Origin of the sequence: Capnocytophaga sputigena (genome assembly GCF_002302495.1) — a bacterium.
GTDB lineage: Bacteria > Bacteroidota > Bacteroidia > Flavobacteriales > Flavobacteriaceae > Capnocytophaga > Capnocytophaga sputigena.
Window position 1 is genome coordinate 2139260 of sequence record NZ_CP022379.1, and the last position, 23241, is coordinate 2162500.

A 23241-nucleotide genomic window follows, 5' to 3' on the forward strand; every position below is an offset into this window, starting at 1 on the left:
TTAGCGAATTTGAGAGATTAACTAATCATCATCGCCCCAACTGTGGTGGTGACCACCACTTGAACCGCCTGAATGTATTTCGGAAGCGTGTGCCTCGTTATAATCGATAAACTTTTTAATTGAGATGCCTGTGCCTGCCATAGAAAGTGATAGCGATGCAATGAGTAACGCTTTACCTATACCATAGATAGCTGCAAAGTACAAACCGATAGCTGCCAACAGAATTACTGCAGCACCTCCTATAAAAGCAATTTCGCCAATCATAGGAATAAACGAAGCAATAAGTACAAAAATTGCCAAAACGAAGGTAATCACTCCTAAGAGGTTGATGATAGTTTTTTTTACACTTTGAGAGCGAGGTGCCTCAAAAGCATTGTTTTTTTGATATGTATTCATTCTAATAATAATTTTGGCGACAAAAATAAGAATAATTTGTTAATTAGCAAATTATACAATTCATTGCGAATACTACAAAAATCCTAAAACTACTATGAAAATTGAAAAAACGAACACTACACCATCTAAAAAAATAATACTTTTCAGCTGGTGGGGCTTGCGATATACAATCAAACTGTGAAGAAAGCGAGTGACAAAAATTAATGCAAAAGCTGTAAAGTAATAGTAAGAGGCAGGGTTGAGAGGAGAATGAAAATCTAAGGAGAGGAATTGTGAAAAATCACGTGTAAGCCCACAAGTAGGGCATTCAAAACCATAATGAGTTTTGTAATAGCATTGTATTTTGGTAGGAAAATATTTTAGGTATAGTATTCCGCCAAGATACAATGCTATTAATAGGCTATTTACTAACAGATATTTATGTAAAGATCTATTTTTCAAGGTTAATTTTCATTGTTATAACGATAGGTGCCATTAGAGAGAGAATCACTTTCGTTAATAGAGTCGTTATCATAGATAGAGTCATTTTGGTAGATAGCATCTGAACGAGATTCTTTTTGAGAAGATTCTCCTAAGACTTTTATAAGGACAATCTGCCCAACTGAAATAGCAGTGCCTACCAATCCTATCGCTAATGCAGCAATGAGTAGTCCCTTTTGGGCGCTAGCTTTATGAGCTATATATAATCCTATTGCCGAAATTGTGATAGATATGATTCCTATAGGAATCGCTAAGATACCTACACAAGGTATGAATGCTATCCCAAGGTTGATAATGGCTAATACTAAGGATAAAACCTCAAAAACTATAACAGTTTGATTTTTCTTGTGAAAAAACTGTTGGTTAAATTCATTCATTTTGCTCAATTTTAATAATAAGGCAAAGGTACAAATAATTTGTAAATTAGCAAAATTAGCAACTTAGTGAGAGATTATACACTGAGTTTAGTTTTAGAGTGAAAAAGGAATGAAATTTTTCAGTTTATCTAAAGTGCGACAACTGTAAGAATTATAGCAGAGACAGTTCTAATATCAAAATAATAGTCTTTGTTTTTTTTGCTTATTCCGTAATTATTTACTATTTTTGGCACGTTTTTTTAATATATATATGAAGAAAAATATACTTCTTGCCCTGCTCTCAGGGGCTTTACTCGCAAGTGCGTGGGTAACCTACGGATTTACAGCTTTGATATTCACCGCTTTAATTCCTCTCTTGCTAATGGAAGCGCGCATCCGTCGCGATTATCGCCATACCAAACGCAAGGTGTTTGCACTCTCTTATCTAGCATTCCTTACTTGGAATATCCCCACTACTTGGTGGATATGGTATTCTACTCAAATAGGGGCAGTTTTTGCTATTTTGGCAAATACGCTACTGATGACCCTTACTTTCTTCCTCTATCATATTGTTGCCAAACGTATGAACCGCAAGGTGTCGCTCATCTTCTTAGTAGCGATATGGCTTTCGTTTGAGAAATTCCACCTCACTTGGGATGTTTCTTGGCCCTGGCTCAATTTAGGCAACGTTTTCTCTGAGCAAATTACGTGGATACAATGGTACGAATATACGGGTACTTTTGGGGGCTCTTTATGGGTGTGGATTGTGAATATTATCTTATTTTTGGCTGTCGAAAACTATCTTACGACTAAAAACCGCAAGGTTCTTGCTCAAAAAATAGGGGTGGCAATGCTCTTTTTTGCTGTGCCTGTAGTGATTTCGTATTTTCTATACCTCAATTATAGTGAAGCAGGCAAGAAAACAGTGGATGTGATAGTCTTGCAACCTAATATCGACCCTTATGCTGAGAAATATTCACTTTCAAATCAAGAAGTAAGCAATCTGTTGTTGCAACTCGTCGCTGATAAATTAGACGACAAAGTAAATTTCGTCCTCACTCCCGAAACGGTCTTTGCCGAGAATATCAAACTGAACGAATTGCCTTATGCCCCTGAGATAGATAGGTTGCGCACTTGCGTAGCGCGTTATCCTAAGCTCAATTGGGTAGGAGGCACTGCAATGATTGAGTTTGTGAGAGACGAAGCACATACCACTTCCCAAAGCAACTACCTCTCTACTTATGGTATTTGGTATAACGATTACAATTCGGCTTTCTTGCTCAATCGCAATCCCGAAATGCCACTGTATCACAAGAGTAAATTGGTAGTAGCTGTAGAGAATTTCCCATATCAGAATATACTAAAACCTATATTGGGCGAAACCCTTATCAATTTAGGCGGTACGGTAGCGCTGAAAACCACCCAACCTGAGCGTACAGCTTTTGCAGGGGTAGACACCGAGGGCAAGGCAGCACCTATCATCTGTTATGAAACGATTTATGGTGAGTTTGTAACGGGCTATATCAAGAAAGGGGCTAACTTTTTGGCAATCCTTACAAACGATGCGTGGTGGCGTAACACACAGGGGCATAAGCAGCTCCTCAGTTATACTCGTTTGCGCGCTATTGAAACCCGCCGGAGTGTAGCCCGCAGTGCTAATACGGGGATTTCGGCGTTTATCAACGGTAGGGGAGAGGTGCTCAAAACACTTCCTTATGGTACTCAAGGCAGTTTGAAAGGCACTATTGCCTTAAACGATGAAATAACTTTCTATGTGCAAATGGGTGATTACATTGCCCGTATTGCCTATTTCTTGGCGTTTTTTGTGTTTTTGAGTGCCTTAGTAAAACGAAGAGGTGTAAATTTATAAAAAACAGAATGTATTATGAAAGAAAATAGAAATGATAACACACTTACTGATTATAGTGTTGCTGTAAGTGCTATTAAGACGGCTATTTTACAAGGACAATATGAAGCTGCTAAAACGATTAATCGCATACAATTAGCTTTGTACTTTGGTATAGGTAAATATCTGTCACAACATACGCGACTAAATGGATTAGGGAGAGGAGCTTTAGAAAAATAAGTGAGCAACTTAGGCGAGAATTACCAGGGTTGAGAGGTTTTTCGGCAACACAATTGCGTGAAATGCGTATTTTTTATGAGGAATGGCGAGCACTTGATATCAATTCATCGGTTGCAACCGATGAATTAGGTGAGCCTAAAAATAACATTCAATTACAGATAAATCAATCGCTAAAAATACCTGAAATGAAAGACTTTCCAATTGAAGATTTCTTCAAAGTGCCTTTTACCCATCATTCGTGTATTTTAGCGGGGACTAAAGATTTGAATGCACGTTACTATTATATTCATCGTGTAGCCGAAGAACATTTATCAGTACAAGCACTCAAAAAGTTGATACAGAAACAAGCGTATACTACAGAAGGTAAAATTCCTAATAATTTTCAGAAAACACTTCCTACTGATGTAATGGCTCGTAAAGCTGTGATGATGTTTAAAGATGAATATTTGTTAGATTTTATCAATGTTGAAGAAATAGGTGAGCGTGAACAAATAGATATAGATGAAAGAGTGGTAGAACAGCAAATTATATTGAATATCAAGAATTTCATTATGTCATTTGGAAATGATTTTGCTTTCATAGGTAATCAGTATCATTTAGAAATATATGGGGTAGAACACTTTCCCGATTTATTATTTTTCAACCGAGAACTAAATGCGATGGTAGTAATAGAACTGAAAACAGGTGAGTTTAAAACTTCTTACTTAGGACAATTGATGACTTATTTATCAATATTAGATACCAAAGTGAAGAAACCACACGAGAATCCTTCTATTGGTATTATACTTTGTAAAAGTGCTAATAAGGAGTATGTGGAATTTGTAATACAAGATTATAACAAACCAATGGGGGTTGCGACTTATAAAACAATAGATGAAATGCCAGAACCACTACGCAAAGCCTTGCCTAACATTGAGGAACTGAAAAAATTATTATAAAATACAGGAAGTCTTATACAATAAAGTAATTTTGTGTATTAAAAACTCTGTTGTATTGTATTTCTAACATCTAAAAACTAACGACAAATGAAGAAACCTAATATATTTTTAGCGATTTTAACGGGCTTCGGCTTTATAGTGCTTTCTATTATTTGTGGGTTAGGCTCTTCCTTATCCTTAAGAATTATTGATGTACTTCTGTTATTTACACCTATAATTTTTGTTTTAGGACTGCTTTGTTATTATAGCTTCTATTATAAGTCTGTCAAAAAAATATTTTGGGTGAGTGTTTGTTTAACTATATTAGCAATGCTTTATACTTATCACAAAGACGAAATAGAAGAAGCTTATATAGTGTGGCAATCACGGATGTCCCTTCCTAAAAATCTCAAACACTATCCTGAACTTTCAAGAAAAGAGCTTACAGAAGGAAAAAATACGATTACCCCGCTTTACGAAAGAGGAGAGTATTCGCTTGAGAAAAAGTTCTTCAATGATCAATATCAGTTAGTAACATTTTATAAGAAATCAAATTCGTTGTTTTATTTCCTAAAATTCGATACTTCAGGAAAAATAATTGACAGTTTGTCTCTCAATATAGCTGAGGAACAGAAACGAGAGTTTTATATAAAAGATAAATATATCATTGATACTTATACATTTTCTTACAGTACTTGGGCTATAGATGGCAACTCCGAATTTCGTCCGATGAAAGCTGTTGAGGACACTGATCTTTGGAAAGAAGACGATGTGAAGACTTATATAGCCAAAAACCATCTACCCACACCTACTTGTTATAAAATAGAAGTTAATAACATAAAATGGCGCCCTGATAAGCAAAAGTACTATACTACTTTTGACAATGAGAGTATCATAGTCTTTATTCAAGACGAGAAGCCTCATTATATTTGTTCTACTCATTACATTTCCTCTTTTAAAGATACTTTTTTTGAGCGCACCCCCGTATTCCCTCTTTTTATGAAATTGGGCAATGATGATTTTTATTATAGTGATTTTCAAGACACATACACACGCCGTAAGATATTACCTCAGTACTTTCTAGTAGAAGGAACTCTTGGTGAAGGGGGAGAAGGAAAGCTATTTATGCAACTGCGTTTAAACAATGCTTCTATCTCTTTTAAAGCTGATACTTATATGTGGACATCTGAAGGTATTGCTCTAAAAACCCCTACTTATTACCTTAGCAAAGACAATGAAGAATTTGAAAAGTTTGAAAAAGTAGATCTGTATAGCAACCAACTGCTACAATACCAACTGTTATCTATAACGGGACGACTGTATATGGTGAAGTAGCTAATTTCTAACCCCTAACCCCCTATCTCTTAATATGGAACACTATATTTCTAACGAAGTCCTTCTTTTAGAACAGCTTATAGCAATTGTAGAAGGCAACACACAACTAAAACTCTCGGAAGAAGCGGTGATAAATATCGAAACGTGCCACCGCTTCCTCAGCGATTATTGTAAAAAAGCCCCTGAAATTCTTAACCGACTTTCGGTGGGCTCGTTAGCCCTGTTGCGCCACTATGCTTGTGGTATAGGCGAACGTATCCCCAATGAGATTGTCAAACTGATGCTCCTTCTCAAAATACAATCGTTTTCCTATGGCTATAGTGGGGTGCGATTGGCTTTGGTGCAACGCCTCATCGATTTTTATAACAAGGGAGTATTGCCAGTGGTTTATTCTAAAGATATCCCTGATGAACGCATTGCTCTGGCACACCTCGCTCTGCCCCTCTTTGGTGAAGGCGAAGTGTGTATACACAACAAAATCTATTCGGCGCAAGAGTTGGAAGATAAATACGGTTGGCAACCTCTATCTTTGGAGATGCGCGAAGCCGATGCCCTGCTCAACGGCACTCAGCTTACCACCGCTTATGGTATTTACAACCTCAGCAAATCGTTGCAAATCATTCAGTGGGCAGACTTTGTAGCCTCAGTTTCTACCCAAGCCTTTGGAGGGAACCTCTCAGCATTTTCGGAAGCTATGCAAATAGTGCGACCCCACCGAGGCTTAGTAGAAACAGCTGAGCATTTGCGCACCCTGCTAAAAGACAGCACCCTCGCTACACAAGCACAAGTCTTCTCGTCTATGCCCGAAGCCTTTTGCTCTATCCCTCAAATACACGGAGCTGTGCGCGAGTCGATTGCAGCCATTCGTAAAGTGATAAAAACCGAGATGAATTCTGTTACCGATAACCCTATTCTCTTCCCTGAGACCCAAGAAATTATTTTTGGAGGCAACTCGCATACCCTGCCCCTCACGCTGGCAATGGACTTTTTAGCGATTACCCTCACCAGCTTGGGCAATATCAGTGAACGGCGTGTGTTCTACTTGCTTTCAAATATCGGTAAAGAGATAGAAACTGAAATAGATTACCCTATCTTCCAGCGTATCATAGAAGGAATATTGAATGAAAACCGTCGTCTTTCTACCCCTGCAAGCATCGAAAGTCCTATTTTGTTTGAAAAAACGATAGATATAAAAGGAATGGGAGGTAGTTCGGCTATCAAATGCGAACAAGTAGTGAAGAATATAGAAGAAATATTAGCTATTGAATTGATTTTGGCTACTTCGCAGTGGAAAAAGAAGCAATTCGACTATCATTCTGATTTGTTTAAAGAATACCTTAGCTTTATGGCAGATGAGGAAGTAACGACCCTCAAGAAGCAAATAGAGCACACCATACATTTTTTTAATAGCGCACAAAATTAGAACTTATGAAGAAATTACGAACGTTTTTAACTATAGTCTTTGCACTATTAACATTCATCACCTTTGCCCAAGATAAAAACTTGATGATGTACATAGGCACTTATACCGAAGGAGGGAATTCTAAAGGAATTTACACCTATCATTTCAATCAGGAGAATGGTATTTTTGAACTACTGAGCAGTGCCACCGCTGCCAATCCTTCTTTTGTAACCTTATCGCCCGATGGAAAACATCTATATGCCGTAAGCGAGTATAACGACGGGCGACAAGGAGCGTATTCTTTTGATGTGAGTGAAGATAAAGTACAGCTAAGCAATCCTGTATTCCTGCCTACGGCTCCTAAAAAAGTCTTGCCACGAGCAGGAGCCGACCCTTGCCATATCGTATCCGACAGCAAATACGTTATCACAGCTAACTATACGGGAGGCGACATCAGTGTTTTCTCATTAGATGCTGCAGGGAGATTGCAAACTGAAGTACAACACATATCCTTTGTAGAGGCTTTGCACGGCAGTGCATCTCATATCCATTGTATCATTCCTACCCCTGAGAAGCGCTATGTGTTGGTTACTAATTTAGGGAAAAATTGTGTGTATCGCTTTCGTTACAAAGCACGGAAAGCCTCAAAAGGCGTTAAAGTGCTCAAGGATATGAAAGTTGCTTATCGCATTAGTGATACCATACAAGGACCTCGTCATCTTACATTTAGCAAAGACGGTCGTTTTGCTTATCTTATCAACGAATTAGGAGGTGAATGTGTGGTGCTCAGCTATCGCAAAGGCAAACTGAAAGAAGTACAGCGTATAATGGCTGATGAAGGTGGCGGGCGTGGTAGTGCCGATATACATATCAGTCCCGATGGGCGTTTTCTGTACACCTCTCACCGATTAAAGAAAGATGGTATCGCAATCTTTGCTATCGACCCTAAGAAAGGTAGTTTAACTAAAATAGGCTACCAACACACAGGTATTCATCCCCGCAATTTTGCGATTACTCCTAATGGTAAATACCTTTTAGTAGCTTGCCGAGATGATAATAAAATTCAGGTTTTTGAGCGTAATGAAGCAACTGGCGAACTCACTGAAACGCCAGAAGAGATTGAGATAGATAAACCTACTTGTATTGTGTTTGGAAAATCCAACTAAAAACACTACCTTTGTCGCACAAAATTATTAATTCTCAACTGTTCATTATTTATGACCGACTTAGAAATCGCCCAAAAGGCACAGATGCTCCCTATCAGAGAGGTAGCTAAAAAACTAAACATCAGCGAGGACGACCTCGACCCTTATGGGAAATACAAAGCTAAACTGCCGTTGCATCTCATCAATGCCGAGAAGATGAAACACAGTAAGCTGGTGCTGGTTACGGCTATTACTCCTACGCCTGCGGGTGAGGGCAAGACCACGGTGAGCATTGGTCTGACGGAAGGACTTAACAGAATAGGCAAAAAAGCGATTGCTGTATTGCGAGAACCATCGTTAGGACCTGTTTTTGGAATCAAAGGAGGGGCAGCTGGTGGAGGCTATTCGCAAGTGGTGCCTATGGAGGACATCAACTTGCACTTTACGGGCGACTTTTCGGCTATTGAGAAGGCTAATAACCTCTTGGCGGCTGTCATCGATAATAATATCCAGAGCAAAACCCACTCTATAGGCATCGACCCGCGCACGGTGGTGTGGAAACGCGTGATGGATATGAACGACCGCGCGTTGCGCCATATAGTAGTAGGTTTAGGCGGTGCTACACACGGAGTGCCTCGAGAAGATGGTTTTAATATCACTCCTGCTTCCGAGATTATGGCAATATTGTGCTTGTCAGAAAGTTTTTCCGACCTAAAAAGGCGTATTGGCAACATTTATGTGGGCAAAAAGTTTGACGGTACTCCCGTATTTGCACGCGATTTGAACGTAGTAGGGGCAATGGCACTACTGCTCAAAGAAGCTATCAAGCCTAACCTTGTGCAAACCCTTGAAAACAATCCAGCTATCTTGCACGGTGGTCCCTTTGCCAGCATTGCCCAAGGTACAAATACTGTTTTGGCTACCAAAATGGGACTCTCATTAGGCGACTATGTAGTTACCGAAGCAGGTTTTGGCGCCGACCTTGGGGCTGAAAAATTCCTCAATATCAAATGTACTTCAGCAGGCTTAGCCCCCGATGCAGTGGTGATTGTAGCGACTATCCGCGCCTTGCGCCATCACGGAGGGGCTAAAAAAGAAGAGTATAACACCCCTTGCTTGGAAAAAGTGAAAATCGGTATTGCCAATTTGGAAAAACATATTGAGAATGTACAACTCTTCGGACTCAAAGCAGTGGTAGCAATCAACTATTTTCCTAACGATAGCGAGGAAGAAATCGCTTATATAAAAGAAGTATGCGCTCAAAAAGGAGTGCAAGCGATTGTGAGCAAAGGGTTTAGTGAAGGAGGTAAAGGAACTGAAGAACTCGCCCACGCGGTAGTTGCTATAGCTGAGAGTGGTGAGAGCCATTTTAAACCTTTGTACAACAATGAGGCGAGTATAGAAGAAAAAATCACTACAGTAGCTACTAAAATCTATGGAGCGAGCAAGGTGAACTACAGTGGCAAAGCAGTGAACCAGTTAAAGCAAATCAATAAATTAGGCTTTGATAAAATGCCTATTTGTATGGTGAAAACCCCTAAATCGCTCAGCGATGACGAGAAAAAACTCGCCCGTCCTACCGATTTTGAGGTAACTGTGCGCGAGTTTGAATTTGCCTCTGGGGCGGGCTTTGTAATCCCAATATTAGGCGATACGGTGCGTATGCCAGGACTCCCCAGTGTGCCTGCTGCCGAAGGTATGGATATAGATGATGAAGGAGTCATCACAGGACTCTCGTAATTTGCTAACTCTTAAATTTGCAAATTTCCTAATTATTATTATCTTTGCACCGTATTAATTAATAAAATAACATCCCCTCAGTTAGCTAATTAGCTAATTGACTAATTAACAAATCAGTATTATGGCAATCAACTTACAAAAAGGACAACGTATAGACATTGGTCTACAAAATTTAACTATAGGATTAGGCTGGGATCCTAATGAGGGTACTGGCTACGATTTCGATTTAGACGCTTCGGCTTTTATGATAGATGCTCAGCGCCTTATTCCTTCTGAACCTTTCTTTGTGTTCTACGGCAATACCGATTCTCCCGATGGCGCTCTCCACCACACTGGCGACGACCCTACAGGAGGTAACAGTGCCGATGGCGATGACGAAAGTATACAAGTAGATCTCGCGAAAGTAGACCCTCGAGTAACCGAAATTCTTTTCGTAGTAACCATTCACGATGCGCTTAACCGCAAACAAAACTACGGACAAGTGCGCAATTCCTACATCCGCATCGTCGATAACGCTAACGGCGAAGAGGTAGCTAAATACGAATTAGGTGAGGATTTTTCTATAGAAACAGCCGTAGAATTTGGACGTCTCTATAAACACAATGGCAAATGGAAATTTGAAGCCTCAGGCATTGGCTACAAAGAAGATTTAGCATTTTTCCTTTCTAAATACTACAAAGGCGAAATCATTAAATAACTTAACAACACTTTGTCAAAGTCTTTAATGCCTTTCTGTAAAATAGTTATATCTGATTTACAGCGCTATAATTTCTTTATTTTTGAATTATGTTATGTAGGGGCGTTTTGCAAACGCCCACACAAATATAATTAATAATATGAATCAAGAGTTGAAAAATAATAATCCTTGATTAACAGAATGTTATCGCTTTTGCATCGCATCTCCCTCTTTGAAGGAAGTCCGCGAGTTGGCGCAGCGGAGTATGTGTTAGGAGGATGTTTTAAATCAACAAGTTAATTTAACCCTTGATTAGCATTAATAATTCATTTGTCAAATTAGTGCGAGTTTTTAATAACTCACATCAAAATATCTTAAACACTATGGAACAAACCTTAGAACTACAAGTACTTGATACAAATGCTCAAGTAATCGATAAGAACGGCAATGTAACTCTTCAAAATCTTACACCTGCCGATACCTCTAAGTACGAACTTATCGCTGCCAATATAGAAGAAACAAACCCTAATTCAGTAATCAACTTTGGTGCTGAGTTACAAAATACATTGGCTTCACAAAGTGATAGCTTTTTAAATAATGTACGCCGCTCTAACTCTGGTGAGGTAGGCGAGCTCATCAATAAACTGCTCGTAGAACTCAACTATGTAGATGTAGATGAACTCGAAGGTAATAGCTTTAAGAAATTCTTACGCAAAATACCGCTTTTGGGGCGTATGGTAACTACGGTAGATAATATTTTTGCCAAATACGACAAAATAGTGAACAACATCACCGATATTTCCAATAAGGTGAATGCAGGAGTTATCAACTCTACTAAGGATAATGCGGTGTTGCAAACTATTTTTGGTAGCAATGTCGATGCCATTAAAAAGATTGAAGAGTACATTATTGCAGGTAGTTTGCGTTACGAGAAAACCAAACAAGAACTCGCTCTGATGGAAGCAAACCCCGATGCGTATCAAGATTATCAAATTTCCGATAAACGCGACTTTGCTAACCGCTTAGACCGCCGTTTAGCCGATTTGAAAGTCGTGCGCTTCATTATGTTGCAATCGTTACCTCAAATCCGATTGATACAGAACAACAACGTGTCAATAGCCGAAAAAGCACAAACCATCCTCACTACCACTTTGCCTGTTTGGAAAAACCAACTTACGCTGGCTGTAGCTTTACACCGTCAGCAACAGCATATCGAGGTACAACAACGCGTATCGCAAACCACCGAAGAAATTTTGCGTAAAAACGCTCAACGCCTACAACAAAATACAGTGAATGTCGCTCGTGCTAACGAACAAACAATCGTGTCTATCGATACCTTGCGCGAAACTACTACTTCACTCATCAATACCCTCAATGAGGTGAAACAAATCCAGCAACAAGGAGAGCAAAGTCGCCGCTTGTTGGATAACGAATTGCAGAACTTAGAAACTACTCTTAAAAACCAATTGCAAAACAAAAAGGCATAACACTTGGGAACAGAAACAAAAATACTGAATGATAGCAAACGGAGGTTGCAAAAACTCAAAATATTAGAGAACTTTTTTAAACAAACCGACTTGGTAGGTATAGTGGTACGTACCGAGATTATCCATTCATTTTTTGAAAAAAACACCGAAGCCTTAGATGTGAACAAGTTGGAATTGTTCCACTTGCAGTATACCGATAGCCTTATTGAGCTACTCACCAAACTCAAAAAGCAAAAGGAAGCAGCAATTACCAATATTGATACCGAAATTGCAGCCCATAAGGATTATATCGCTCAGCTGGCACGCCAAGGCAAAGCCGAAAACCGTTTTGAAACCGATCAGCGTTATCACGAGGCTGAGGTATCGGCGGTGTTTCAAGCCGCTTATAGTACGCTCACAGGTAGCTACAAGCCCTACAACCTCACAGCAATCCGCAGTTTCCCTAATCACTATGCCGAGGAGTATTTTCGCGACGACGATGATATCACACACCTATTAGTGGTGCCAGGAACGAAACTCTACACCTTAGAAGGGCTGAATATTGAGCGCCTACTGCTCTCCCGTTTGGCGAGTAAAAACTTCAAAGTGCGTTTTATGTGTGGATTCAATGTAGATTTCCAACTCTTCGAGCTCTTTAGAATTCTCGGCTCCGATGATGAGTTTATTTGGAACCTGCAAACCAATGGCTTCTATTTGCTAAAAGATGCCTTCAAGCACCAACTGAATCGCGAAAAAAACGTGAGTAATGGTCATTCGTTAGTAGGGGAGTTGGAACGCAAAATAAGAGACTTAGAAGAAAAACGCAAAGAGATACGCAACAGTTTCCCCGAGGATGTAAAAGAACTCTTAGCAAAATATCGTGAAACCATAGATAACAACAACCTTACTGATGAACAATTGAATATAGAGGAAGAAAAAAACATCCTCACCTCTATGCTTGATTTAAACCTAAACAAGTAACACCCCAATTGGCAAATTTGCTAATTGACTAATTAATAAATTAATTTTATGGCAATCAACTTACAAAAAGGACAAAGAGAGAGCATCAATGCTCCTAAATTCACCGTAGGTTTGGGTTGGGATACGAACAGCTCTACTACAGGTACTGATTTCGATTTAGACGCCTCGGTATTTATCTTAGGCGAAAACAAAAAATTGTTGTCAGATAGCCACTTCGTGTTCTACAACAATCTCAAATCACCTAATGAAGCAGTAGTGCACACCGGCGACAACCGCACAGGAGCAGGTGATGGCGACGATGAGCAAATCCTTGTCGACCTCTCTAAAATAGAACCTAATGCAGCCGAAATCTGCATCGTGGTAACTATTCACGAAGCTGCTCAACGCGGACAAAATTTCGGTCAGGTACGCAATTCATTCATCCGCATTTTCGATTCGGTTACCAATCAAGAAATGCTAAAATACGAATTGGAAGAGGATTTTTCTATCGAAACAGCTGTAGAGTTCGGTCGTATCTACAAACGCAATGGCGAATGGAAGTTCGAAGCGGTAGGTATGGGAATGAAAGGTGGCTTGGAAGACTATCTTAACAAATACAATTAACTGAATTATAAACCTCTCAATTAGCAAAATCTCTGCTAATTGATTAATTTAAAAATTATTTTTATGGCAATCAATTTACAAAAAGGTCAAAAAATCGACCTACGCAAAGAATCTGGTGAAAAACTACAAAACTTCTGTATTGGAGTGAACTGGGGTGCTATCGAAACTAAAGCTCTCTTTGGTTTGATGAAAAACAAACAAGATGTGGATTTAGACCTTAGCTGTGTGCTTATCGACGACAATAACAATGTGTGTGACCACCTCTATTCTCCTTTGTACAATATCCAAATCTTGCAACAATTTGGTCTTCCTAAAGGAAAATTAGATTCCAATGACGGCGCTCTTCACCACACTGGTGACGATTTGCAAGGCGATAAAGGAGGTGACGACGGTCTTGATAACGAAATTATCACTGTAAACTTAGATCGTGTAGCTCCTAATGTATCTAAAATCTTCTTCTTCCTCAACAACGTAGGTAAAGAAGACTTTTCACAAATTCCTTATGCTAAAATTCGTATGTTCGAAGGTACTCCACAGCGTGTAAACTCTGTATTTGCCTCTTACAACGTAGCTGCCGAACCTGCTTACGCTGGCAAGCGTGCTCTTATTTTGGCAAAACTCTACAAGAGAAATGGCGAATGGAAGTTTGATGCTATCGGTGATCCCGTAGACGATTCTTTCCTTGGTCAAACCATTCACCGTATTGTTCAAAACTATTTGTAATTCAAAAGTATTATTATGAATGATATTAACAACGTTGAAGGCTTGTCTACAAACCAAATTCGCGATTTGGTAAATCAAGGAGGTAAGTTTGTAATCTATACTTACTGTATCTCACTAGTAGTCGTTACTCTTAAACGTTCTAGTGGCATCTACTTTATCAAACCTGGTAAATCAAGAGTTACACAAGGTTTAGGCTGGTTTTTCCTTACCCTTATATTAGGGTGGTGGGGTATCCCTTGGGGTCCTATCTATACCATAGGTTGCCTATACAATGTGCTTTCTGGTGGTAAAGATGTTACTTTAGAGGTGATGAGCTTTATCAACCAGAACGATCCTGAGTATGGAGCTTCTGCGTATGGGCAAGGCTTAAGCCAAAATGCTTCAACCTATGGAGCAGGATTGAATAACAATAATTCAACATACAACATATCATAAAACTGAGAGGCTGTTTCTCCCCTTTAGGGCAGCCTCTTTTCTTAACATATCACACTATGAGACGACTTCCCGTATATCTCCTCTTAGACACTTCTGGCTCAATGACTGGCGAACCTATAGAGGCAGTGAAAAATGGCGTACAGATGATGGTTCACTCGCTGCGCCAAAACCCTCAGGCTATCGAAACAGCTTTCGTGAGCATCATCACTTTCGATTCCGATGCTAAACAACTTATACCCCTTACCGATTTAGCTTCTTTCCAAACGGTAGACCTCAAAGCCGCTGGCACAACAGCCCTTGGAGCTGCCTTGAGCCTCCTCGCCGATAAATTGGAAAATGAAGTTACCAAAACAACTCTCGAACAAAAAGGCGACTGGAAACCTATCGTTTTTATTATGACCGATGGTGTCCCTACCGACGATTGGCAAGCGGGATTCCAAAAACTCAAAGCCGTGAAAAAAGGATTGATAGTAGGATGTGCCGCTGGTAATAACGCCGATGATAAAGTGCTTAAGGAAATATCCGACCAAGTAGTGCGCCTTAGCAATACCGATGCCGATAGCATTAGCAAATTCTTCCAATGGGTGTCAGCTTCCATTGCTACTACCTCTACCAAAGTAGAAGAAACAGGTATCGACCTTACCAAAAAAGACCAACTCCCACCTCCACCAAGTGAATTAGTAATTGTTTCCTAACGATGAACAGACGACTCTTAGCTTATTTTCTTTTAGACACTTCAGGCTCAATGAGCGGTGAACCTATCCAAGCCCTCAACAACGGCTTCTATGGGCTCATCAATATGCTACGCAACGACCCTCAGGCGATGGATTCCCTCCATTTGAGTGTCATTACCTTCGATCGTGAAGTGCGCAACATCATCCCGCTGATAGATTTAGCTTCTTTTCAGCCTATCGAAATCAAATGTCCCGAAAGCGGTCCCACTCACACTGGCGAAGCTCTTGAAATGGTGTGTGATTTGGTAAAAACTGAACTCATTAGAGGTTCAGCACAACAAAAAGGCGACTGGAAACCACTTTTATTTATCTTTACCGATGGGAAACCTTCCGATATACAAAAATACCGCGAGTACATTCCTAAGGTAAAAGCCTTAGATTTTGGTGTGATTGTAGGTTGTGCCGCAGGACCCAAAGCCGAAGTGTCCTACCTCCAAGAACTTACCCCCGATGTGGTAAAACTCGACACCACAGATGCCAATATGCTTACTACCTTTTTCAAATGGGTGAGTTCATCTATAGAAATGGGTGGCAAATCACAAGGCACCGGTGAATCAATGACCCTCCCACCGCCACCACGTGAACTCAATTTAGTAGTATAATTCTTTTCACTTTTCACTTTTCACTAATATGCGCAGACTCCCCATTTATTTCCTCCTCGATATCTCCGAATCAATGGTCGGTGACCCCATAGAACACGTGCAAGACGGTATGGCTACAATCATCAAAGAACTCAAAGCCGACCCTTTTGCACTCGAAACCGTTTGGCTCTCTATCATTGGCTTTGCGGGCAAAAGTAAAGTCATTACGCCTTTGCAGGATATCATCACTTTCTATCCGCCTAAAATTCCTATTGGTGGCGGTACTTCCCTCGCCAGTGGGCTCAACGAACTGATGAACGCTATCGACCGTGAGGTGGTGAAAACTACCCTCGAACGCAAAGGCGACTGGAAACCTCTCGTTTTCCTCTTCACCGATGGTATCCCTACCGATGACCCCGCTCAAGCTATCGAGCGTTGGAATGCTCATTATCGCCGTAAAGTGAACTTAGTAGCAATTTCGTTGGGTGAGAACACAAACTACAACCTCTTGGGGCAACTCACCGATCAAGTCTTGCAGTTCAACAACACCAATACAGCTGCTTACAAAGAGTTTTTCAAGTGGATTACAGCCTCTATCAAAACCACCAGCGAGCAGGTGAACAACACCAATACCGATGCTATCAAGCTCGCCAAACCCGATCATCACCTCATTGAGAGTATTGACCTCACCAAGCGCCACAATGTCCCCGATGAAAACTTCGTGGTCATTCGCGGAAAGTGTTCTAATACCCAAAAACAATACCTTATCAAATTCCAAAAAAGCTCTCGCAGTTCGGGCATCTACGGAATGCAAACCCGTATCTATATGCTGCAAGGAGCTTATAAAATAGACGAGAATAGCTATAAAGAATTCTCTAACGAAACAAACTACGCCCTCAAAGTATCGTCGGACGAACTGATGGGCAACCCTTCTTGCCCTTGTTGTGGCAATGCCTATGCTTTGGCAACCTGCTCTTGTGGCGGCGTGCACTGCATCTCTGGCGAAGGCGAGAACAGCTGTCCGTGGTGTGGATCTGTGGCTAACTACGGTATGTCCGATGAAGAGTTTGACATCAATAGAACCTTAGGATAATGGACGAAATTATACAAACTATCATCAAAGGGGAACATCCCAATGGGCAACCTAATCCGCGTGTAGCAGCCAAAGTGCTCTCTATACTCTCTCAATCCGAAAAAATAAGCAGTTTAGCACATCAACTACAAGAAGAAGTGAAAGAAAAATACCAAATACACTACGAAATTGAGTCTTTTCTAGAAGCTCATTTGCCAATTGCCAATGCTAATGCTAAAAAGGACTACAATTTCAGTTTTAATTTAGAGGAATTTCCGCATATACACATCTCTCGCATCAGTCATTTAGAGGAATTGGGGCTCACTTTCTCCCCCGATACTCGCACTATCGAGGGAAAACCTACTATGGCAGCGAGTACCGAGTTGGAAATTCACTTCTATTGCACCACCGACCCCGATTTGATTGAGCGGGTAAAACGAGTGCCTTTCATCATCAACCCCGATCCCAAAGACCTTTGGCAAAATATTCCATTGGATAAAGAAGCGCGTTTCTACAAAACCGAAGAAGCAACCCTAAAAACCTCTTTCTTAGATAAAAAACTAGTAGTTGCTTCTAAACGTGGTAGGTCACACGCTCACCAAGGAGGCGCTCGTGACGACGATTTCTACACCTTGCCCTTGCCTAACGATTGGCAAGTGATAGCCGTCGCCGATGGGGCAGGCTCAGCTAAGTTTGCTCGCAAAGGATCCGAAATAGCCACTCGTTTTATTTGTGATAGTTTTAATGATAGCGGTTTTCTAAACACAATCGACCAAGAGGTAGTTGCTTATTTCGCAACAGCGGAAGACCTTACGCACAAGAGCAATATTGTAAATGCCATTTATCGCAAGTTGCGAGAACTTTTCCGTCATTTAGAAGATTTTGCTAACGCCGAAGAAATTGCGCTGAAAGACCTCCATACAACACTCATTTTTGCTTTGGCTAAGAAGTACGATTTTGGCTACGTGCTACTCACCTTTGGTGTAGGCGATTGCCCTATTTGTATTCTAAATGAAGCTCAAACCGAAGTACAATTGCTCAATCTATTAGATATAGGTGAATTTGGCGGAGGTACGCGTTTCATCACTATGCCCGAGATTTATTCTAACGAAGCCGAAATACCCGTTGGGAAGCGATTTGGTATTCATCGCTTTAACGATTTTTCCAAACTATTCCTAATGACCGACGGCATCTACGACCCTAAATTTGTAGTGGAAAACAACCTTACTAAAATAGAACGTTGGAATGATTTCTTAGCTGATCTCAATGGAGAGAACGACGACCATTGTCAAGTCGATTTCCAAAACGATAACCAAATAGACCAGCAGCTCCTGCAGTGGCTCGACTTCTGGAGCAAAGGCAATTCCGACGATAGAACCCTCGCGATTATTTACTAATTTAACGCCAGTTCCATATAACAAAGCACTGATTGTCATAATTCACCGTCAGGTGAAAATTCGTGAAATATAACAATATAAAGAGTTTTATACACTCCCAAATTCGTGAAAATTCGTGAGATTCGTGGGGGCTAAAAAATAAATAATGATGAATACAATCACTGTAAAATCAATTATAGATACTTCCAAATCCTACCAATATGTAGATGATGGCAACCCCAAACGTGGGGGAGTGAAAGATGTGTATTTCTCTCCCGATCGTCGTTATGTGGTAGCTTTCTTCCGAGACCCCTTAGATTTTAACCAAAAAGAACGCATCAAGCGCATCGTCTCTCTGTATTTGGAGAATATCAAAAAAGGTAACGCCCCCGATTATTTCCTCAACGAGATTTTCCGCTGGCCCTACGATGCTGTTGAAAAAGATGGTAAAACAGGGGTGATTGTTCCTATCTACGACCGTAAGTTCTTCTTTGAAAAAGGGCGTCTCACCGACGACGGACTCAAAGGCGAGGAAAAAAAAGGTAAGTGGTTCACTACCCCTTCTTTCCGCGATCCTCAATATCCACTCTGTTTGGCACCTTCGGAGTTAGGCGATTGGCTTAGCTATTTCCAAATCGCTATCAATATCTGTCGCGGCATCAAGAAAATGCACCAAATGGGGCTCGCACATTCCGACCTTTCTTATAACAATATCCTCATTGATCCCGTAACCAAATCAGCAAATATCATCGACTTAGATGGTTTGGTTGTACCTGGAATGTTCCCTCCAGAGGTTATCGGTACCGCCGATTTTATAGCTCCTGAAGTACTTAGCACCAAACATTTAGATATCAAAGACCCTAAACGTGCACTGCCTAACCAAAAAACTGATTTGCACGCTTTGGCAGTACTTATATATATGTATCTGTTGCGTCGCCACCCGCTCAAAGGTAGCAAAGTATGGGATTTAGATGCCGAAAAGGATGAATTATTAGCGATGGGGGAGAAGGCACTCTTCATAGAGCACCCCACCGATGCCACCAATCGTGTAAAACCCGACCAGTTGCGCAAGTGGGACGCCTTTTGGGGTGACCCTGCCAAATTGCCTTATACCATCACAGGTCCCTACCTCACCGAACTCTTCAACCGCGCTTTCATCGACGGATTGCACAACCCAATGTTGCGCCCTATCGCCAATGAATGGGAAACAGCACTGCTCAAAACTGTAGATTTGATACAACCTTGTAGTAACCCCAGTTGTACTCAAAAGTGGTATGTGTTCGATAATACCGCTCGCCCTAAGTGTCCGTTTTGTGGAACCCCTCACCGCGGTAGCCTCCCCATCGCCGATTTGTATTACAATGCAGGTAACAATGTGTGGAAACCCGAAAACCACCGTTTGATGGTATATCACAACCAATTCCTTTTCAAGTGGCACGTATCGCGCAAGCTCATCCGCAATGAAAATCTCACTAACGACGACAAAAAAACTGTAGGTTATTTCACCTTCTATCAAAACAGATGGGTGCTTGTCAATCAATCCCTCCCCGATATGAAAGACGTTACCGAAAACAAACCCATTCCCATTGGTACAATGGTAGAACTCACCAATGAAAAAAAGATAATACTCTCAAACGACGAAGGCGGCAGATTACTTTATATCACCTTAGTAAATTAATCCCACCCAAAAAAAATGTACCACCCTCTCTTTTCCAACCTTCAAACCTCCATCACCACCCTCACTCCGAGTTTCTCCGAGTGTCTCAAAGTCCCTCCGAGTTTCTCCCCCAAAATTCCGCCCCGCCCGTGTGCCTTGTCTCCCCTTTCCGGCTAGTCCCCCTTCGGGGTTGTCGGCAATTGCCGAGTAAGTGAGTCGGGGGTTATCCCATCCCTCCGAGTTTCTCCTAGTCCCTCCCACAACTCCCACCGTTCCCACCGCTCTCACTACTCCCACAGCTCTCACCACTCCCACCGCTCGCACCCCATCCCTGCCTGTGCGGCTCGCACCCCACCCCTCCCATCTCTGCCCGTGCGGCTCGCACCCCCTCCGAGTTTCTCTGAGTCTCTCCGAGTTTTTCATCAAAAAATATTTCCCTCATTTTCAACTAACTACAAAAAACTTTCAAAAAAAGTTGTAAAAAAATTTGCAGGATAAAAAAAACGCCGTACCTTTGCACCCGCAAATGAGACAAAACACGGTCTCAAAACAAGAAACAACACGTACATTGACATAATGTTGTACAGCACAAAACAAAGATTTAAAGAATCGAGTGAAACCTGAAGTCAATAACTTAAAAGTCGGTTAAAGATATTAAAGATTTTAACGATGAAGAGTTTGATCCTGGCTCAGGATGAACGCTAGCGGCAGGCCTAACACATGCAAGTCGAGGGAGAGGTTACCTTCGGGTAACCAAGACCGGCGCACGGGTGCGTAACGCGTATACAATCTGCCTTTCACATAGGGATAGCCCGAAGAAATTTGGATTAATACCTAATGGTATATAAGAGCGGCATCGTTTTTATATTAAAGCTACGGTGGTGAAAGATGAGTATGCGTTCTATTAGCTAGTTGGAGAGGTAACGGCTCCCCAAGGCGACGATAGATAGGGGTTCTGAGAGGGATGTCCCCCACACTGGTACTGAGATACGGACCAGACTCCTACGGGAGGCAGCAGTGAGGAATATTGGACAATGGTCGGAAGACTGATCCAGCCATGCCGCGTGCAGGATGAAGGTCCTATGGATTGTAAACTGCTTTTGTAAGGGAAGAATAAGGAGTACGAGTACTTTGATGACGGTACCTTACGAATAAGCATCGGCTAACTCCGTGCCAGCAGCCGCGGTAATACGGAGGATGCGAGCGTTATCCGGAATCATTGGGTTTAAAGGGTCCGTAGGCGGGCTGATAAGTCAGAGGTGAAAGCGCTTAGCTCAACTAAGCAACTGCCTTTGAAACTGTCAGTCTTGAATGATTGTGAAGTAGTTGGAATGTGTAGTGTAGCGGTGAAATGCTTAGATATTACACAGAACACCGATAGCGAAGGCATATTACTAACAATTTATTGACGCTGATGGACGAAAGCGTGGGGAGCGAACAGGATTAGATACCCTGGTAGTCCACGCTGTAAACGATGGATACTAGCTGTTTGGAGCAATCTGAGTGGCTAAGCGAAAGTGATAAGTATCCCACCTGGGGAGTACGCACGCAAGTGTGAAACTCAAAGGAATTGACGGGGGCCCGCACAAGCGGTGGAGCATGTGGTTTAATTCGATGATACGCGAGGAACCTTACCAAGGTTTAAATGGGAACTGACAGAGGTAGAGATACCTCCTTCTTCGGACAGTTTTCAAGGTGCTGCATGGTTGTCGTCAGCTCGTGCCGTGAGGTGTCAGGTTAAGTCCTATAACGAGCGCAACCCCTGCCATTAGTTGCTAACGAGTCAAGTCGAGCCCTCTAGTGGGACTGCCGGTGCAAACCGTGAGGAAGGTGGGGATGACGTCAAATCATCACGGCCCTTACATCTTGGGCTACACACGTGCTACAATGGCCGTTACAGAGAGCAGCCACTGCGCGAGCAGGAGCGAATCTATAAAGACGGTCACAGTTCGGATCGGAGTCTGCAACTCGACTCCGTGAAGCTGGAATCGCTAGTAATCGGATATCAGCCATGATCCGGTGAATACGTTCCCGGGCCTTGTACACACCGCCCGTCAAGCCATGGAAGCTGGGGGTACCTGAAGACGGTCACCGCGAGGAGCTGTTTAGGGTAAAACTAGTGACTGGGGCTAAGTCGTAACAAGGTAGCCGTACCGGAAGGTGCGGCTGGAACACCTCCTTTCTAGAGATGACCGATAATTGAACATCGGACTAACTCATTCTTTAAATCTTGCTGTCAACAAAAACCGACTGATAATGATAGAGAACGAACAACAGCAATACGTAATTCGTTACTCGTAATTCGTAATTCGTTCCTCGTCATTATAAAATAGTCTCATAGCTCAGCTGGTTAGAGCGCTACACTGATAATGTAGAGGTCGGCAGTTCGAGTCTGCCTGGGACTACAAGCTAAAGAAGGAAATTTCTAGGAGTGAGCTAGAGGAAGAATCCTCTTACCTCTTACCTCATATCTCTTACCTAGAGACACGGGGAATTAGCTCAGCTGGCTAGAGCACCTGCCTTGCACGCAGGGGGTCAAGGGTTCGAATCCCTTATTCTCCACAACAACAGTACATTGACATATTGGGATAAAGAGCATAAGAGATCAATAATAGAATATTGATTATCTAACGAAAATATTAAAAAGAATCAAAGAGAACGAGGTATTTATTTAATTGATAATAGATAATTGTTAATTGAATAAAACTACAAGCGCGAAAAGTTATGTAAGGGCGTATGGGGGATGCCTAGGCTCTCAGAGGCGAAGAAGGACGTGATAAGCTGCGAAAAGTTGCGTGGATTGGCACATACGAGTTGATACGCAAATATCCGAATGGGGCAACCCAGTACATTGAAGATGTACTACATCGTAAAGATGGGCAAACCCGCTGAACTGAAACATCTAAGTAGGCGGAGGAGAAGAAAACAAAAGTGATTCCCAAAGTAGTGGCGAGCGAAATGGGAACAGCCCAAACCCATATTGTTACGGCAATATGGGGGTTGTAGGACCCAGATATAGGTTGTAAAGCTGGATTAGAAGTGTTTGGAAAGACACACCATAGAGAGTGAAAGTCTCGTAT

21 protein-coding genes, 2 tRNA genes and 2 rRNA genes (1 of these 25 running past the window's edge) are annotated in these 23241 nt (G+C 41.5%); 22 read left to right on the forward strand and 3 right to left on the reverse strand.

Going from position 1 to position 23241, the window contains the following annotated elements:
- Positions 1–21: 21 nt before the first annotated feature.
- The 3 genes from CGC57_RS09655 to CGC57_RS09665 all read right to left on the reverse strand — a co-directional run bounded on the left by CGC57_RS09655 (position 22) and on the right by CGC57_RS09665 (position 1253).
- A complete protein-coding gene (locus CGC57_RS09655) occupies positions 22–396 on the reverse strand; it encodes a hypothetical protein (protein WP_095898955.1) in 375 nt (124 codons plus the stop codon).
- A gap of 72 nt (positions 397–468) precedes the next feature.
- Positions 469–837: a DUF2752 domain-containing protein gene (locus CGC57_RS09660; protein WP_095898956.1), complete on the reverse strand. Its 369-nt coding sequence runs from the start codon at positions 835–837 to the stop codon at positions 469–471.
- 2 nt (positions 838–839) lie between these two features.
- Positions 840–1253 (reverse strand): hypothetical protein, encoded by a 414-nt coding sequence (locus tag CGC57_RS09665; protein WP_002679523.1) that lies wholly within the window; start codon positions 1251–1253, stop codon positions 840–842.
- Between the two features lie 250 nt (positions 1254–1503).
- On the opposite strand from CGC57_RS09665, the gene lnt reads away from it, so the two are divergent.
- The 22 genes from lnt to CGC57_RS09775 form a co-directional block, all read left to right on the forward strand.
- The gene (lnt, locus tag CGC57_RS09670; RefSeq protein WP_095898957.1) at positions 1504–3102 is read left to right on the forward strand and encodes an apolipoprotein N-acyltransferase; all 1599 of its coding nucleotides are present in this window, start codon (positions 1504–1506) and stop codon (positions 3100–3102) included.
- Positions 3103–3117: 15 nt separating this feature from the next.
- Positions 3118–3318, forward strand: a complete 201-nt coding sequence (locus tag CGC57_RS13040; protein WP_232033980.1) for a DUF1016 N-terminal domain-containing protein — start codon at positions 3118–3120, stop codon at positions 3316–3318.
- Positions 3319–3347: 29 nt separating this feature from the next.
- Positions 3348–4256, forward strand: a complete 909-nt coding sequence (locus tag CGC57_RS09675) for a PDDEXK nuclease domain-containing protein (RefSeq protein ID WP_232033981.1) — start codon at positions 3348–3350, stop codon at positions 4254–4256.
- An 87-nt stretch (positions 4257–4343) separates the two neighbouring features.
- Positions 4344–5570, forward strand: a complete 1227-nt coding sequence (locus tag CGC57_RS09680) for a hypothetical protein (RefSeq protein ID WP_095898958.1) — start codon at positions 4344–4346, stop codon at positions 5568–5570.
- Between the two features lie 34 nt (positions 5571–5604).
- Positions 5605–6993 carry an aromatic amino acid ammonia-lyase gene (locus CGC57_RS09685; RefSeq protein WP_095898959.1) on the forward strand — a complete coding sequence of 463 codons (1389 nt, stop codon included), beginning with the start codon at positions 5605–5607 and terminating at the stop codon, positions 6991–6993.
- A 5-nt stretch (positions 6994–6998) separates the two neighbouring features.
- Positions 6999–8138 carry a lactonase family protein gene (locus CGC57_RS09690; protein WP_095898960.1) on the forward strand — a complete coding sequence of 380 codons (1140 nt, stop codon included), beginning with the start codon at positions 6999–7001 and terminating at the stop codon, positions 8136–8138.
- Between the two features lie 51 nt (positions 8139–8189).
- On the forward strand, positions 8190–9857 hold the full coding sequence (locus CGC57_RS09695) for a formate--tetrahydrofolate ligase (protein ID WP_095898961.1): 1668 nt from the start codon (positions 8190–8192) through the stop codon (positions 9855–9857).
- Between the two features lie 121 nt (positions 9858–9978).
- Positions 9979–10554: a TerD family protein gene (locus CGC57_RS09700; RefSeq protein ID WP_002679292.1), complete on the forward strand. Its 576-nt coding sequence runs from the start codon at positions 9979–9981 to the stop codon at positions 10552–10554.
- A gap of 362 nt (positions 10555–10916) precedes the next feature.
- Positions 10917–12020 (forward strand): toxic anion resistance protein, encoded by a 1104-nt coding sequence (locus CGC57_RS09705; RefSeq protein WP_095898962.1) that lies wholly within the window; start codon positions 10917–10919, stop codon positions 12018–12020.
- A gap of 3 nt (positions 12021–12023) precedes the next feature.
- Positions 12024–12980: a hypothetical protein gene (locus tag CGC57_RS09710; protein ID WP_095898963.1), complete on the forward strand. Its 957-nt coding sequence runs from the start codon at positions 12024–12026 to the stop codon at positions 12978–12980.
- A 48-nt stretch (positions 12981–13028) separates the two neighbouring features.
- Positions 13029–13583, forward strand: coding sequence for a TerD family protein (locus tag CGC57_RS09715; RefSeq protein ID WP_095898964.1), 555 nt, complete (start codon positions 13029–13031; stop codon positions 13581–13583).
- A gap of 63 nt (positions 13584–13646) precedes the next feature.
- Positions 13647–14306 (forward strand): TerD family protein, encoded by a 660-nt coding sequence (locus tag CGC57_RS09720; RefSeq protein WP_002679499.1) that lies wholly within the window; start codon positions 13647–13649, stop codon positions 14304–14306.
- Positions 14307–14321: 15 nt separating this feature from the next.
- Entirely contained in the window at positions 14322–14741 is a 420-nt protein-coding gene (locus CGC57_RS09725; protein WP_095898965.1) for a hypothetical protein, read from the forward strand.
- Positions 14742–14797: 56 nt separating this feature from the next.
- Complete coding sequence (locus tag CGC57_RS09730; RefSeq protein ID WP_095898966.1) at positions 14798–15436, forward strand: vWA domain-containing protein; 639 nt, start codon at positions 14798–14800, stop codon at positions 15434–15436.
- Positions 15437–15438: 2 nt separating this feature from the next.
- Positions 15439–16077 (forward strand): vWA domain-containing protein, encoded by a 639-nt coding sequence (locus CGC57_RS09735; RefSeq protein WP_002679473.1) that lies wholly within the window; start codon positions 15439–15441, stop codon positions 16075–16077.
- A gap of 28 nt (positions 16078–16105) precedes the next feature.
- Positions 16106–17149 carry a TerY-C metal binding domain-containing protein gene (locus CGC57_RS09740; RefSeq protein WP_095898967.1) on the forward strand — a complete coding sequence of 348 codons (1044 nt, stop codon included), beginning with the start codon at positions 16106–16108 and terminating at the stop codon, positions 17147–17149.
- On the forward strand, positions 17149–18525 hold the full coding sequence (locus tag CGC57_RS09745) for a PP2C family serine/threonine-protein phosphatase (protein WP_095898968.1): 1377 nt from the start codon (positions 17149–17151) through the stop codon (positions 18523–18525). Before CGC57_RS09740 ends, CGC57_RS09745 begins: the two co-directional genes overlap by 1 nt.
- 148 nt (positions 18526–18673) lie before the next feature.
- A complete protein-coding gene (locus tag CGC57_RS09750; RefSeq protein WP_095899498.1) occupies positions 18674–20182 on the forward strand; it encodes a helix-hairpin-helix domain-containing protein in 1509 nt (502 codons plus the stop codon).
- A gap of 645 nt (positions 20183–20827) precedes the next feature.
- Positions 20828–22343: ribosomal RNA gene (locus CGC57_RS09760) — 16S ribosomal RNA — on the forward strand.
- A gap of 149 nt (positions 22344–22492) precedes the next feature.
- Positions 22493–22566 (forward strand) — tRNA-Ile (locus CGC57_RS09765).
- 83 nt (positions 22567–22649) lie between these two features.
- Positions 22650–22723, forward strand: a tRNA-Ala gene (locus tag CGC57_RS09770).
- Positions 22724–22876: 153 nt separating this feature from the next.
- Positions 22877–23241 (forward strand): 23S ribosomal RNA (locus tag CGC57_RS09775) (it continues 2478 nt past the right edge of the window).
- The 16S and 23S rRNA genes sit together here with 2 tRNA genes alongside, the layout of an rRNA operon.

What these genes read in the sequence shown, in the direction of transcription:
- CGC57_RS09655 (WP_095898955.1), bottom strand. Translation starts at nt 396, where the DNA reads ATGAATACATATCAAAAAAACAATGCTTTTGAGGCACCTCGCTCTCAA.
- CGC57_RS09665 (WP_002679523.1), bottom strand. Translation starts at nt 1,253, where the DNA reads ATGAATGAATTTAACCAACAGTTTTTTCACAAGAAAAATCAAACTGTT.
- lnt (WP_095898957.1), top strand. Translation starts at nt 1,504, where the DNA reads ATGAAGAAAAATATACTTCTTGCCCTGCTCTCAGGGGCTTTACTCGCA.
- CGC57_RS13040 (WP_232033980.1), top strand. Translation starts at nt 3,118, where the DNA reads ATGAAAGAAAATAGAAATGATAACACACTTACTGATTATAGTGTTGCT.
- CGC57_RS09680 (WP_095898958.1), top strand. Translation starts at nt 4,344, where the DNA reads ATGAAGAAACCTAATATATTTTTAGCGATTTTAACGGGCTTCGGCTTT.
- CGC57_RS09685 (WP_095898959.1), top strand. Translation starts at nt 5,605, where the DNA reads ATGGAACACTATATTTCTAACGAAGTCCTTCTTTTAGAACAGCTTATA.
- CGC57_RS09690 (WP_095898960.1), top strand. Translation starts at nt 6,999, where the DNA reads ATGAAGAAATTACGAACGTTTTTAACTATAGTCTTTGCACTATTAACA.
- CGC57_RS09695 (WP_095898961.1), top strand. Translation starts at nt 8,190, where the DNA reads ATGACCGACTTAGAAATCGCCCAAAAGGCACAGATGCTCCCTATCAGA.
- CGC57_RS09700 (WP_002679292.1), top strand. Translation starts at nt 9,979, where the DNA reads ATGGCAATCAACTTACAAAAAGGACAACGTATAGACATTGGTCTACAA.
- CGC57_RS09705 (WP_095898962.1), top strand. Translation starts at nt 10,917, where the DNA reads ATGGAACAAACCTTAGAACTACAAGTACTTGATACAAATGCTCAAGTA.
- CGC57_RS09715 (WP_095898964.1), top strand. Translation starts at nt 13,029, where the DNA reads ATGGCAATCAACTTACAAAAAGGACAAAGAGAGAGCATCAATGCTCCT.
- CGC57_RS09720 (WP_002679499.1), top strand. Translation starts at nt 13,647, where the DNA reads ATGGCAATCAATTTACAAAAAGGTCAAAAAATCGACCTACGCAAAGAA.
- CGC57_RS09725 (WP_095898965.1), top strand. Translation starts at nt 14,322, where the DNA reads ATGAATGATATTAACAACGTTGAAGGCTTGTCTACAAACCAAATTCGC.
- CGC57_RS09730 (WP_095898966.1), top strand. Translation starts at nt 14,798, where the DNA reads ATGAGACGACTTCCCGTATATCTCCTCTTAGACACTTCTGGCTCAATG.
- CGC57_RS09735 (WP_002679473.1), top strand. Translation starts at nt 15,439, where the DNA reads ATGAACAGACGACTCTTAGCTTATTTTCTTTTAGACACTTCAGGCTCA.
- CGC57_RS09740 (WP_095898967.1), top strand. Translation starts at nt 16,106, where the DNA reads ATGCGCAGACTCCCCATTTATTTCCTCCTCGATATCTCCGAATCAATG.
- CGC57_RS09745 (WP_095898968.1), top strand. Translation starts at nt 17,149, where the DNA reads ATGGACGAAATTATACAAACTATCATCAAAGGGGAACATCCCAATGGG.
- CGC57_RS09750 (WP_095899498.1), top strand. Translation starts at nt 18,674, where the DNA reads ATGAATACAATCACTGTAAAATCAATTATAGATACTTCCAAATCCTAC.